10 protein-coding genes, 1 tRNA gene and 1 pseudogene are annotated in these 12562 nt (G+C 51.9%); 9 read left to right on the forward strand and 3 right to left on the reverse strand.

The features are described from left to right. Positions 1-137: 137 nt before the first annotated feature. The 5 genes from QWI16_RS14715 (at position 138) to QWI16_RS14735 (ending at position 6188) form a co-directional block, all read left to right on the forward strand. A tRNA-Leu gene (locus QWI16_RS14715) sits at positions 138-222 on the forward strand. A gap of 162 nt (positions 223-384) precedes the next feature. Beyond that, positions 385-1632, forward strand: a complete 1248-nt coding sequence (locus QWI16_RS14720) for a tyrosine-type recombinase/integrase (protein ID WP_302714211.1) — start codon at positions 385-387, stop codon at positions 1630-1632. A 290-nt stretch (positions 1633-1922) separates the two neighbouring features. Continuing rightward, a complete protein-coding gene (locus tag QWI16_RS14725) occupies positions 1923-2648 on the forward strand; it encodes a hypothetical protein (RefSeq protein WP_302714213.1) in 726 nt (241 codons plus the stop codon). A 320-nt stretch (positions 2649-2968) separates the two neighbouring features. Further along, complete coding sequence (locus QWI16_RS14730; protein ID WP_302714214.1) at positions 2969-3253, forward strand: hypothetical protein; 285 nt, start codon at positions 2969-2971, stop codon at positions 3251-3253. A 532-nt stretch (positions 3254-3785) separates the two neighbouring features. Then, entirely contained in the window at positions 3786-6188 is a 2403-nt protein-coding gene (locus QWI16_RS14735) for a DUF927 domain-containing protein (protein ID WP_302714215.1), read from the forward strand. A gap of 17 nt (positions 6189-6205) precedes the next feature. Here QWI16_RS14735 and QWI16_RS14740 read toward each other — a convergent pair whose 3' ends face one another. Then, positions 6206-6439 (reverse strand): hypothetical protein, encoded by a 234-nt coding sequence (locus QWI16_RS14740; protein WP_302714216.1) that lies wholly within the window; start codon positions 6437-6439, stop codon positions 6206-6208. A gap of 18 nt (positions 6440-6457) precedes the next feature. Beyond that, complete coding sequence (locus tag QWI16_RS14745) at positions 6458-7030, reverse strand: hypothetical protein (RefSeq protein ID WP_302714217.1); 573 nt, start codon at positions 7028-7030, stop codon at positions 6458-6460. A gap of 132 nt (positions 7031-7162) precedes the next feature. On the opposite strand from QWI16_RS14745, the gene QWI16_RS18755 reads away from it, so the two are divergent. The 4 genes and pseudogenes from QWI16_RS18755 (at position 7163) to QWI16_RS14760 (ending at position 11615) form a co-directional block, all read left to right on the forward strand. Beyond that, complete coding sequence (locus QWI16_RS18755) at positions 7163-7357, forward strand: helix-turn-helix domain-containing protein (RefSeq protein ID WP_368045306.1); 195 nt, start codon at positions 7163-7165, stop codon at positions 7355-7357. Between the two features lie 978 nt (positions 7358-8335). Further along, positions 8336-9843: pseudogene (locus tag QWI16_RS14750) on the forward strand (arylsulfatase). A gap of 369 nt (positions 9844-10212) precedes the next feature. Beyond that, a complete protein-coding gene (locus tag QWI16_RS14755) occupies positions 10213-10791 on the forward strand; it encodes a DJ-1/PfpI family protein (RefSeq protein WP_302714218.1) in 579 nt (192 codons plus the stop codon). 158 nt (positions 10792-10949) lie between these two features. Beyond that, on the forward strand, positions 10950-11615 hold the full coding sequence (locus tag QWI16_RS14760) for an outer membrane protein (RefSeq protein ID WP_302714219.1): 666 nt from the start codon (positions 10950-10952) through the stop codon (positions 11613-11615). Positions 11616-11661: 46 nt separating this feature from the next. Here the strand turns inward: QWI16_RS14760 and QWI16_RS14765 are convergent, their stop codons facing one another. Continuing rightward, on the reverse strand, positions 11662-12561 hold the full coding sequence (locus QWI16_RS14765; protein ID WP_302714221.1) for a transporter substrate-binding domain-containing protein: 900 nt from the start codon (positions 12559-12561) through the stop codon (positions 11662-11664). Between the last annotated feature and the right edge of the window lies 1 nt (position 12562).

Below are 12562 nucleotides of genomic sequence, written 5' to 3' on the forward strand. Positions count from 1 at the left end.
TGGTGAATTGGGTAGACGATGTGCAGGAGGCACAAGTGTCGCGAGAGGCAGGACGCCGACAGCGACCACGCGTAGTGTGTCGGGATGATTGGCAGATTATGCATTAGCAAATTCGATGTTTAGGCATCAACCCCTTTGCCCAAGTGGTGGAATTGGTAGACACGCTATCTTGAGGGGGTAGTGGCGCAAGCCGTGCCGGTTCAAGTCCGGCCTTGGGCACCAATCAGTAAACCGATATACTCCTATATCGTCTCAAAAGCCCCGCCAGTCGGGGCTTTTTTGTGTCTGGCCTATCCGTAACCGTCCTATGTGCCCCCATTGTATCCGACTATAAGCGGGGGCATAATTGGGAATACATTCTCAGTGGTGGGGGCATTTTTCAAAATGGCCGGTATCAACAAACTCAGTGAAGCGGCGGTAAGGCAGGCAAAGCCAAAAGAGAAAACCTACAGGTTGGCCGATGGTGCCGGTATGTACCTGGAGGTCACCCCCACCGGCTCAAGGTATTGGCGGCTGAAATACCGCTATGGTGGAAAAGAGAAGCGCCTAGCCCTTGGTGTTTACCCTAAAGTCACCTTAGCCAAAGCCCGCGAGAAAACCCGCGAGGCCAAAGATATGCTAGAGGATGGTAAAGACCCCGGCGAAGCTAAGAAACAAGCCAAGCTCCAGCAACAGGCCGCCGTTGCAAATACCTTTGCCGCCATTGGTGCTGAGTATGTAGAGAAGCGCAAAGCGGAAGGGGCCGCGCCGGTCACTGTAGAAAAGCTGGAATGGATACTTGATAAGAAATTATGCCCCCACATTGGGGGCACTCCTGTGCTTGAGTTAAAACCCGCCTCGCTACTGTCTGCATTGCGCCGCATTGAGGCGGACGGACTACATGAAACCGCACACAGAGCAAAGCGAGTAGCAGGGCAGGTATTGCGCTATGCCGTTGCTACTGGTCGGGCTGATCGTGATGTATCGCAAGATTTAAAAGGTGCTTTGGTAGCAATGAAAGCTACACATCGGGCGGCAATTACTGACCCGAAAGAACTTGCCCCCTTGCTTGTCGCCATTGATGCTTACCCCGGCACAATGGAAGTAGCCACGGCTCTAAAACTCACCCCCATGTTATTTCAAAGACCTGGCGAACTTCGCCACATGGAATGGTCGGAAATAGACTGGGAGCAAGAGCGTTGGGAAATACCTAAAGACAAAATGAAGATGCGCCAGCCGCACATAGTCCCGTTACCTACTCAGGCGCTGGAGCTACTGAAGGCAATACAGCCGCTTACCGGCTCAGGCCGCTATGTGTTCCCCAGTGCGCGCCGTGGTGGTCGCCCGTTGTCAGAGGCGGGAGTGTTAACGGCGTTGCGTACTCTTGGGTATGACAAAGACAAAGTAACCCCACACGGCTTTAGGGCAACCGCTCGCACCTTGCTTGATGAAGTGCTGGGCTTTCGCGTTGACTATATCGAGCAACAATTAGCCCACGCTGTGAAGGATGCAAACGGCAGGGCGTACAACCGCACCAAATACTTATCAGAGCGTAAGGCCATGATGCAAAGCTGGGCTGATTATCTGGACACACTGAGGGCGGAAATATTGACCCCTTCAGTGGTTACGGCTGACTTTCGCAAGGCCAACTAAGTAATAGGCCATTACTCTACCCCTACTTTTTCCGTGTGACACTGAAGACAGTGAAGACACCGGACACATAAGGGCACCGCTGGATCGTATGGGCTTGTCCTCAGAGTGTCACAGGTGGCACTATTTGAGTGAAGACACTGAAGACAAAAGTGGGCTTTTTCGGTTCAATGAGACGTATTTGCAATAAAAATTCCCGTTTGCGATTTGCCAAGGCTAGGGTAGCTCCTGAAAATGCGCACACCCGGCGCACCGCCTTGGTAACCTTTTACCGGGTATCGTAGGGGTACGGTATGGTAGATACTTTTTACAGGCGGAAAATTCTCCCGAGGCCCGGCAAAAGAGAAAAAGAATATGAAGGACTCCATGCCGTTCGTGTTTTCTCAATTGATAAGCTCGAAGACTTTGATAAGTTTGGCGACTATGAATCACCTGAAAACTACCTTGTTCGTTCTGCTGTTGCGGCTGAAAAATGCCTTGATGAAGCAGGCTATAAGCCCTCCGCTTACCGCTATTTCTATGATGATGGGACTAGCTCATTTGTCACTTCAAACACGCACACCGTACACAAGAGAGTGTTAGCTCGTTTTCCGGTGTATAACCAAATAAAGACAGCGCTGGCAAAAACCGGTCTGTCTCCAGAATATTTGTCTGATTCGTTGCTCTGTAGCTGTTGGCGAGCCTTTAGCTTGCTTCAGGCTGGCAAATTTTATGAAGCGTTAGAGCACTGTATGCGTGTTGTCGATGCTCACCATCGTTTGGCTTTTACATCGTTTGAAAGGGACTTAAATAAAGCAAGAGGGCAAGAAGGGGCGGCTAGTAACGGAGGTAAAGAGCGTGCGGCGCAGTACCCTAGTTATGAAGAAATACAGGAATGGATAGATAACAAATGCGAAGAAAGCCCCCAGCTTCTCTATAGCAGGGTTTGCCAGCTTGCAGAAGCTCACTTTTCCGCCGGGGGTAAGCGTTGTCAAAACTGGAAAACCATAAGGAAAAATACCGTTAACCCTAAAAAATAGTGGCATGTGCTAGCCACTTCCCACTTGTAGCCCCTCCAAAATCATCATGCGACTTATAAACACAGCATGAGGATTTACAAAATGGCTACCACAACCCAACCAACAGAACGCGCTTTCAATACTCCCACCCCCATAGGCGAAACACTCCACCGCGTTGATGATGCAAGCGCCCGGTTTGGCGTGTCGCGTTCAACCTGGTGGCGTTGGGTTCAAGAGGGTTATGCGCCCAAACCGTTCCGACCATCGCCCGGCGTTACCGTTTGGCGCTCTTCTGACCTTGATGCCTTTATGGCAAAAATAATTGCAGCGGGGGCCGAAAAATGACCGCCCGACTTGCCCCCATATTGTCAGACTTAGATGTAAGCAGATCGGCGCAGCCGGTTACTATTGAAGAGTTGGCGCACCGCCAATTAAATAAAACCGAACCTAGACTTTTTGCAGAGCTTAACAACGCTGTTAACACCTACCCCTATACCGTCATATTGGAGTGGCCGGGTTCCGTTGTTTGTATCGCCAGTCGCCATAATTTTGATATTTCAGGCCTACCACCGGGCGTCATTGTTGGCGCGCATCACTGCGGAAAAATAGTGTACGTGTGGGAGTAATTCGCGTGATTTCGCGCCCTGATTGCCATAGCAAGGGGCCGGGAGTTTTGAGGTATTAAATATTATGGGAAAACTTAATTTTGAGGCGGTAGCGGCGGCGGCTCTTAATAGCGCTGAGGCGGTGTGTAGTCGCTGGGCACCGGACGGTAAAAGGCAAGGCCATGAATGGGTAGCTATTAATAGGGCGCGGGCCGATAGTAGCGCCCGTAGCTTCAGTATTAACCTAAATACAGGGGTATGGGCTGACTTTGCCACCGATGATAAAGGCGGCGATTTAATCGCCTTGGTGGCTTACCTAGATGGTGTTGCAATGGGCGAAGCGTGCAAGCGGTTGGCCGCGTACCTGGGTATGGAAGCTGGTGACACCAGTACACCCCCGCCAGTGAAAAGCAAACCGAAAATGCCGGCTTTTGAGCCTGTGTATCCACCACCGGCAAGCGCTGCCAAAAGTTGCCCGGTAAACCACTACAAATTGGGCAAGGCCTCACGCTATTGGGATTATTTCAGCGAGTCCGGGGGCTTGTTAATGCGTGTGGCACGGTTTGACCGTATCGGCACCAATGGCGAGCGCAAAAAGGAATACAGACCCGCCAATTTTGGCAAAAAAAACGGCTATACCAAGTGGCATTGGCTCCAGTTGCCAGACAACCGCCCGCTTTATGGGCTGGAATTATTGGGCCGGTTTGATGCGTCCGCTCCTGTAGTGTTGGTAGAAGGTGAAAAGGCCGCCGATGCCGCCCGCGTGTTGCTCCCTGATCGGCTTTGTATGACGTGGAGCGGTGGCAGTAAGGCCATAGGGAAAACGGATTTTAAGCCGCTTGCAGGGCGTACGGTGTGGTACTGGCCTGATAATGATGAAGCGGGGGCCGCAAGTGTTGGCACCTTGCAGGCGGCGTTAATGGCGGCGGGTGTGACTGGCTTTGCTGTGGTTAACCTGGCGAACTTTGGCCCGGAATGGCCAGAGAAGGCAGACGCGGCGGACGCGCTAGAGCTGGGCTATACGGCAGAGCAACTGAGCACCCTGATTGCTGATAATCGTTTGTTGGTTGCGGATGGGGGTGATAGCACCCCCAGTGCCCCAAACACGCCAGAGCTGCAAACGGGGGCCGCTCCTGAGCCTTCAGGTAGTGCCGCGCCTTTTGGCTATACGGTAGACGATGGCGGCGTGTATTTTTTCGATGCCAAGGCCGAAAAAAAGCGGCGTATCTGTGCTCGTCTTGATGTATTGGCCTTGTCGCGTGATGGTCACGGCACCGGACGCAACTGGGGTAAGTTAGTGTGCTTTTGCGACTATGACGGCGTAGAAAAACATTGGAATATTCCCATGCGCTTATTTGCCACAGAGGGCGGGGCGGAAGTGGTGCGCGGTTTATTTGATCGCGGCCTAGATATTGATAGCCACCGCGAAGCTAAGCGCAAATTATTAGAGTATTTACAGGGCGGTGATATTCAAAACCGCGTTGCCCTCGCCTATAAAATGGGTTGGCATAAGGGCGTTTTTGTGTTGCCAGAGCGCACCATAGGTGAGAGCAAAGACCCGGTAATGTATTACTCAGAAGGTGAGCCGCTTTGCAAGCTGTCACCGTCTGGCACCTTGGAGCAATGGCGGGATAATGTGGCGAAGTATTGCGCCGGTAACCCGCTTGCAGTGTTTGCTGTATCGGCGGCGTTCTCTTCGCCCCTAGTGGAGCTGTTGGGTTATGAGACTATGGGTTTTCACTTTTACGGTGATTCGTCTTGGGGTAAGTCCACGCTGTTGAACGTGGCTTGCTCGGTCTACGGTAAACCCGACGATTACAAGTGTACCTGGCGTAGCACTGACAATGCGCTAGAGGCGCAAGCGGCGGCACACTCCGATTTGTTGCTGGCCTTAGATGAAATTAACCAAGTTGACCCGCGCATTATTGGTGATGTGGTGTATATGTTGGGCAACGGGCAAGGCAAACACCGGGCGAATGATCGCGGGCAGGCTGGCAATAATCAGCACCGCTGGCGTTTAACGTTTCTAAGTAACGGTGAGAAGACGTTAGAGCAATATTTAATGGAAAGCGGCAAGGCGCAAACGGGCGGTATGGAGATGCGTTTTATAGGCTTACGCTCTACCTTTAAGGAATCCGAAAGCGACCGCAAAAAATACGGTGTTTTTGATACTGTCCACGGCTTTGAGGGTGGTGCTGCGTTGTCGGAATACTTACGTGAGGCTATGGCAAAGTATCACGGCACGGCCTTCCCGGCCTTCCTGGAGGCGTTATTGTCTGCTGTTGCGGGTGATAAGCGGGCGGCATTTTGTGAGCGATTAATTGCAAAAATATCGCGGTTCAAGCAATCGCACCTTAGCGTCAATGCAGGTGGCCAAGTAGCAAGGGCGGCTGCTAAGTTTGCGCTAGTGGGTGCGGCTGGCGAGTTGGCAACGGCGGGCGGTCTTACAGGTTGGGAAAAAGGCGAAGCTATGCGCGCTGCTGATGCGTGTTATCTGTCTTGGCTTGCTGCCCGTGGGGGTGAAGGAAACCTTGAAGATAAGCAAATGCTTGAGCAGGTACGTTCACATCTTACCAAGTACAGTGAAAGCCGGTTTAAACGCTGGGATAGCGACAACGAACAAGACGCGGTGATTGATGGGCATGTGCCGCAAACTGGTGAGATATGGGGGTACAGGCGTGAAGAGGTGGACAAAGACCACTTGGACGGTGACGCCTCAGACGTTGTTTATTACATTTACCCAACAGCGTTTGATAAAGAGCTTTGCAAGGGTTGGGACGCTAACCGGGTGGCGCGCTTGCTGCGTGATCGTGAGGCGCTTGTATTAACTGATGGTGATAATAAGGCCGGGCGGTTAAAAACTCAGGTGCGGCTACCGAGGGCGGGCAGGTCGCGTGTGTGGGTGTATAGAGTCAGAAATTCAGCGTTATTTGCAGATGATACAGGGGCGGCGTAATTGCCGCCCTAGTGATTTTAATGAACCCAAATTATTGCCATATTCTCACCGTACTTTTTCTGTAAAAGTTTCAGTAATCTATGTGCATGGCTGCGTCTATTGAGGCGGGGCGAACGCCTCTCTTTTAAACGGTAGCTTCCCGGATGCCAATGCACGGTAAACAGATGCCCCTCGGGTGCAACAGGTGCCTGCATTGCATGGCGGTGCATATCATAATCTTTAGACTTTTCTTTTTTCACTGTTCGATTCATGGCTTAGTGCTCCTATGGTTAGGCGTAACAAGTGCTTGCGGTTTTGATGAAGGGTTTTGTGAATGCCTGCGCCAGTAATGCGCGGGCAGTTTGGGCGGTGCGGTAGTCGCTAAAGTATGCCTCAACGGCCAATTGGTCGCGTAACTTAGTGTTGCGGCTTAGGCGTTCATCTACGCACACGGTGTACACCACACGCGGGCGGCTGGTGTTGTCGAAGCTGATTAACCTGGCTGCCTTCACTCTGGCCCATGCTTGGCGCATAGCATGAGCAATAAACGCTTTGGCGGGGTAGCCGTAGCGCTTGGCGGCACGGCGGGCTGTGTGCCATGCGTCAACCATAACGGCGCGGGCGGTGGCGTTGGTGCGGGCAGGCTTGGTAACGGTTGGCTCTTCACCACCTGACCATACAAAGGCGCAATAGGCCTTATACAGTGCGGCTAGTTTGGGGGCTTTGTCCGCTATGGCTTTCAGCCGTTGGGCATTGTCCCGGCCTTTGTAATAGCTAGGGCCACTGCTGTATTCGTATGTCCAGTCATGTGCCTTCAGTTGCTCTAAATAGTTGGCCAGCTCTGCGTAAGTCACTGTGTTCATTTTCGCCCCGCCTTGTTTTTGTAACCGTTAACCGTAATAATATTACGCTTAAGCGTCATTATCAATACATTATTACGCTAAACGGTAAAAAAATTACGGTATGGTGAAGTTATGACAAGTGCACAATGTAGGATGGCCCGCGCCGGTCTTGGGTGGTCGGGTAAAGAATTGTCGGAGCTGGCAGGTGTTAGGACGGCGACAATAAGCGCGTTTGAAAAGGGTGGGGCTGCGTTAACCACCACAGTGGATAAGCTAAAACAGGCGCTAATTAGCACAGGCCGTGTGACATTTGATGGTGAGCACACTGTGACGGTAAAGCCTGAATAGGCTGCTGTGTCTCTTTTTGTCTTCAGTGTCTTCAGTCGTCACAGGCTTACTGATGACCAATGATGACAGCTCCATGCAATCCAATAGAGTGCAATACGGTTTGCTGTCTTCACTGTCTTCAGTGTCACACGGCAAAACTGAAGACCCTAGCCCCCGACCCCCTACGGTGCCACTACGGCGCGGCAATCACAGGGCAAATAAGGGTAATGCTTACAGGTTATTGGGGGTGATGCTTTTGTTAGGTAGGGGGTACATTGAAACCTTGGGGGGTTGTGCCCGGACACCGCGCCCTCAGGCACTTTTTTACGCGGCAGGAATTAAATAGAAAAACACCCACTTGCTGATAGGGGGGGTAGTTTGTGTTTTGTGATCCGTTAGAAACCTAGACCGCGCCCAATCTCATTCGTAGAAAATTTCCCCTTTAACGGATTTGGTTAAGTATGTCGTTTAGCGTCCTGTATGCTTGGTTAATAACCCTTGTAATAGGGGGTATCGCGTTGGTTTTGGGGGCATTATTGGGGGCATAAAATATTTAAAATCTTTTTGATTACCGTATTTACTGGCCTTGCGGTGGCTTATCAAGTGAGGCCTTGGCACCATTTAGTAAACCGATATGCTCCCATATCGTATTGAAAGCCCCGCCAGCCGGGGCTTTTTTGTGTCTGTCTGTTCGGCTTGGCCAGTGTTCGGTCTAGTTGCTTGAGGCGGTATTCAGGAGCCATGCGCTTGTACGTGCCACTTATCCGTTTAGGACCGTATTCAGTATCCTTCTGAGGCTGGCCAATGGGGAGTAATGCAGTCTTTTTGACTCTTTTTAGGCCACATCGGCTCAAGCTCAGGCACGTTCTATCAGCCAACGCTTATTTGCACTGCGTGGAGCAGCATCGTTGCTCCTCTATAGCGTTGCAATTTTACTCACAGAAATCCTCTTTTTAATAAAAATCGGCTAAAGCTCACTTCACCGAAAAGGAACTTGGCATGAAAAAGCGCATTCTTTCTGGGTTGTTAGGCACCCTGGGCGCATTATTCCTCTCATTGTCGTCACTGGCAGCCGATAAGCCTAATATTTTGGTCATTATGGGTGACGATATTGGGTGGTTTAATACCAGCGCCTATAACCATGGGATGATGGGTTATACCACGCCCAATATTGATCGTATCGCCAGCGAGGGCGTTCTATTTACCGACGGCTACGGACAGCAAAGTTGTACAGCGGGTCGCGCAGCATTTATTACCGGACAATCTCCTAAGAGGACGGGTTTGCTGAAGATCGGTATGCCCGGTGATCCTATCGGCCTTTCAGAGAAAGATCCGACACTGGCGGAGTTACTGAAGCCGCTCGGATACACCACGGGCCAGTTTGGAAAAAATCATTTGGGAGACCTGGATAAATTTCTTCCCACCAATCATGGTTTTGATGAGTTTTTCGGTAACTTGTATCACTTGAACGCCGAAGAAGAGCCAGAAAGCCCTGACTACCCCAAAGACCCGGAGTTTCGTAAGAAGTTTGGTCCTCGCGGAGTCATTAAGTCGACAGCTGACGGTAAAATCGAAGATACCGGTCCGTTGACCTCTACGCGGATGGAAACGATTGACGAGGAGTTTCTTGCCTCCACGCTCGATTTCATTGAAAGAGCGCATAAAGCGAACAAGCCCTTCTTTGTGTGGCACAACACCACGCGAATGCATATTTTTACCCATCTAAAACCCGATTCAGCCGGCAAGACTGGCCGCGGTATTTATGCCGACGGAATGGTTGAACACGATGGTCACGTCGGCATATTGTTGGACAAACTGGACGAACTCGGTATTGCCAACAACACCATCGTCATTTACACAACCGATAACGGCGCTGAGAAGCTGAGCTGGCCTGGCCTGATGGCGGCACCAGCCCATTCCGCGGCGAAAAAGCGACGACCTGGGAGGGGGGTATCCGTGTGCCTATGATGGTGCGCTGGCCCGCGCAGATTCCCGGTGGTCAGGTGAACAATGAGATTATTTCTCTGGAAGACTGGGTGCCGACTTTGGTCGCTGCCGCTGGAGATGCAAATATTAAAGAGAAGCTACTAAAAGGTTACCAGGCAGCCGGTAAGAAATTTAAGGTGCATTTAGACGGTTATAACCTGCTACCCAGCCTAACCGGAAAGTCTGAACAATGGCCGCGCAATGAGTTTTTTGCCTTTGTTGATGATGGCTCTTTGGGGGCAGTTCGATATGGCCCCTGGAAAGCTCACTTTTCTATCCAGATGCACGAGGGGCTGGGATCATGGCAGCATGCGCAAACTCCCTTGAAGGCTCCTTTGCTTATCGATCTGCGCGCCGATCCTTTTGAAACGGCACCAGAGGATTCCTCTTACTATGACGACTGGTTGATTCGCCACATGTACGCATTTGTACCTTTGCAGAATCTTGTGAGTAATTACATGGCCACCTTTAAGGAGTTTCCACCCCGTCAGGAGGGCGGTAGCTTTACACCCAAACAATAGACTGATTGTTTACCCCAGCCATGACGTCGTCATGGCTGGTTTTCTGTCCACGTCAAATTCGAATCGCCCAGGTTTTCTGGCTCCTTAAAAACACACTGGGTGACTGTCCTTACTATCGACATTCTCATTCGCTAGAATTCCATAGCCTGTACACGCGGATGCAGCCGAATGCCAACAATAGGATGTGGGCGTATGACCTAAAATGCGTTTATTATCCGCCAGCGGCTTTACACTTTTCTCTAAGTAGATTGCTTAAGGTTGCCACTATTCTGTTTAGGGGGCGGTAATAGCTGTTCATTAGTCCAAGGTAGGTAGGGTAGTGTCTACCTATCGGCGGCGTTGAATTACGACTTTGTGGAGCAACAGAGAATGTCAAAACGCATTGGGATTTACATTTACGAGGGGGCTGAGGTCCTGGACTTTGCCGGGCCCTTTGAGGTGTTCTCTACTGCGGCGCGACTGCATTCGCTGGGCTGGGAGGTTTTATTGATCGCCCAATCCAGAGAGGCGGTAGAGGCGCGAGGCGGAATGCGTGTAGTGCCGCACTCCACGCTCGTTAACTGTCCGAGGCTGGATGTCTTGTTGGTGGTTGGCGGTGTGCATAGGGACGAGATGCAAAAGCCCGCCGTGTTAGAGGGCATTAGGCGGCTCGCCAGCGGAAGCACTCAGTTGGCCAGTGTCTGCACAGGTATCTTTATCCTTGCCAGCGCCGCTCTTGTGGAGCGCGGCCCAGTAACCACGCACTGGGAAGATATTGACGATCTTCGCACGCAGTTCCCGGCGCTACAGGTGGTGGATACGCAGCGCTGGGTTGTCTCTGAAGAGGTTGTGTCGTCGGCCGGCATTTCGGCCGGTATAGACATGGCGCTCGAGCTGGTCAGTCGCTGGCTTGGACTGCCCGCGGCCGAGCACACTGCCCGGCAGATGGACTATCACTGGCGGCACTAGTCTGCTCTATTCATGACTGTGCGCTCGTCTTCATTTTTTGTGTGGCCGCACTCACCCCCTATTTAAATCAATAGACTCACGGCTTTTAGGCTATGCTTTTCTCTGATGTGAGCATGTCGCTCGCCTCTTACTGTTATGACAAAGGCAGGGAGTGGGTTATGAAAGCGAGGATATTCAAAGGTGTGCGGTGGTTGGGAGCTCTTGCGTTGTTAATTTCGGTGCCATCTTGGGCCGACAGGGCCGGTAAGTACGAATTTACTTTTCAGGTGCCTTATCTTTATGGTGAGACCTTCGAGTTCGAAGGCGATGCGAGCGCGAGTATTAACTCCGATCCGGGCTTTGGCTTCAGCGCCGGGTATAACTACTCCGACCACCTGACGTTTCGGGGAAACTTCACCTGGAACGATACGGGATATAACGCAGAGCGTGTGCTGGATGACGGTGCGAACACGCGACAGCCAGTCTCGGGTGTGATGGATACATTCAGTGCCAGTGCGTCACTGGATTACAATTTGCTGCGCGGCGCTTTTACCCCTTTTGTTAATGCCGGAGTGGGGTGGGCGGCGGTTGATTCCAACATTGCCAGCGGCCCGCCAGAGGGCGTGTGCTGGTGGGATCCCTGGTGGGGATACATTTGCAATAACTACCAACCGACCTATACCGCCGATACCTTCGCCTATAGCCTCGGTGCTGGTCTGCGTCTGGATTTGAACCAGCGTATGTTCTTGCGCCTGGGGTATTATGAGCGCTGGTTGGATCTCGACCGAGCGCAGGGAACAACGTCGCTGGGGTCAACGGTATTTGAGTTTGGTTTTATGCATTAAGTGCGTTAGCGAAAGCCGCCGGCTTGCGTCAAAGGGCTGGCGTTGCTTAATCAGACTTTTCTATCAGTTGTGTGGCTTCACGGTTGAGAAAAAAATCCTTGTAAGCCGGGTTAATGTGTTTCAGGTAGGGATTTTTTAACACATAAATGCGCCGGTCAGTGAGCGTGACCTTTGCCAGGGAGGCTTCGTAGTATTTCTTCCACAGCTCGAGAGCTGTGCCATCGCGGTAAATAATTTCCAGTCCTTTACTCAATCTCTGAAAAGCCAGCGGGTTGCTTTTGTGTACCCAAAAAAAGCGCGGCAGTGGGTAGTAAAAAGCAAAGCTGTCATCAATGCTAAAACCCCCGAGTGCGCCGAAGTGCTCCCACTCGATCGCCACCTCATTCTGCGCGCGACACACCAGGTCGAGGCGGCCAGCCGCGAGCATAGGAAAGAGGCTTTCATAGCTGGGCGATTCGGTGACGGTTAGGCCGTTGTATCTGAGAATTTCCACGTCCAGCCATCCTACCCCCTGGCCGATGGTGAAAGCGCGCATTTGTTCCAGCGAATCAGCCTTTGCAACGCTCTGGCGTTTTGCGTTATTCACAAAGCAAATCCGGTAGCTGAAGATGCCGCGGTCGATGGGGTAGGGGGGGTAATCGAACTCTTCGGCCAGTGTGTCGGAGTAGCTGGTTTTGATGACCAGGTTTTCCAGGGCGTTGGCACGGGCGATGGCCATGGCCCGAGGCAGGTTCATGGAAAACCCCGGTTGTAATTGAAAGGGGCCATACTCGGGTACGGTCCTTTCCAGGGCAAGACGCAGGAGCTCGACTTCGTAGGAAAAGCGATGGTCAGCGCTAGAGCTTGGTGTCCGATAGGTAAACACCTGTGGTTCGCTCGGCTGGGTTACGCCACAGAGCGTGAGCAACGTCAGCAGCGTGGTAAGGGCAATCGCGCGTTTCGCCATA

Origin of the sequence: Gilvimarinus algae (assembly GCF_030518215.1) — a bacterium.
GTDB classification, from domain to species: domain Bacteria; phylum Pseudomonadota; class Gammaproteobacteria; order Pseudomonadales; family Cellvibrionaceae; genus Gilvimarinus; species Gilvimarinus algae.

Coding starts and splice junctions, on each gene's coding strand:
- QWI16_RS14755 (WP_302714218.1), top strand. CDS start 10,213: ATGTCAAAACGCATTGGGATTTACATTTACGAGGGGGCTGAGGTCCTG.
- QWI16_RS14745 (WP_302714217.1), bottom strand. CDS start 7,030: ATGAACACAGTGACTTACGCAGAGCTGGCCAACTATTTAGAGCAACTG.
- QWI16_RS14765 (WP_302714221.1), bottom strand. CDS start 12,561: ATGGCGAAACGCGCGATTGCCCTTACCACGCTGCTGACGTTGCTCACG.
- QWI16_RS14730 (WP_302714214.1), top strand. CDS start 2,969: ATGACCGCCCGACTTGCCCCCATATTGTCAGACTTAGATGTAAGCAGA.
- QWI16_RS14725 (WP_302714213.1), top strand. CDS start 1,923: ATGGTAGATACTTTTTACAGGCGGAAAATTCTCCCGAGGCCCGGCAAA.
- QWI16_RS14720 (WP_302714211.1), top strand. CDS start 385: ATGGCCGGTATCAACAAACTCAGTGAAGCGGCGGTAAGGCAGGCAAAG.
- QWI16_RS14740 (WP_302714216.1), bottom strand. CDS start 6,439: ATGAATCGAACAGTGAAAAAAGAAAAGTCTAAAGATTATGATATGCAC.
- QWI16_RS18755 (WP_368045306.1), top strand. CDS start 7,163: ATGGCCCGCGCCGGTCTTGGGTGGTCGGGTAAAGAATTGTCGGAGCTG.
- QWI16_RS14760 (WP_302714219.1), top strand. CDS start 10,950: ATGAAAGCGAGGATATTCAAAGGTGTGCGGTGGTTGGGAGCTCTTGCG.